Origin of the sequence: Klebsiella sp. RHBSTW-00484, assembly GCF_013705725.1 — a bacterium.
GTDB lineage: Bacteria > Pseudomonadota > Gammaproteobacteria > Enterobacterales > Enterobacteriaceae > Klebsiella.
The window spans coordinates 1-299 of sequence record NZ_CP055504.1; the positions used below are offsets into that span (position 1 = coordinate 1).

Annotated in this window: 1 protein-coding gene; it reads left to right on the plus strand. The window is 57.5% G+C overall.

The annotated features are described in order from the left end of the window. Positions 1-299 (plus strand): transposase (locus HV213_RS33130; RefSeq protein WP_181486586.1); only part of this gene is annotated, 299 nt, incomplete at both ends.

Sequence of the window (299 nt, forward strand, 5' to 3'; positions counted from 1 at the left end):
CGGCCCTATCCGCTGGAGACCATGCTGCGTATTCACTGCATGCAGCATTGGTACAACCTGAGCGACGGTGCCATGGAAGATGCCCTGTACGAAATCGCCTCCATGCGCCTGTTTGCCCGATTATCCCTGGATAGCGCCCTGCCGGATCGCACCACCATCATGAATTTCCGCCACCTGCTCGAGCAGCATCAACTGGCCCGTCAATTGTTCAAGACCATCAATCGCTGGCTGGCCGAAGCAGGCGTCATGATGACCCAAGGCACTTTGGTGGATGCCACCATCATTGAGGCACCCAGCTC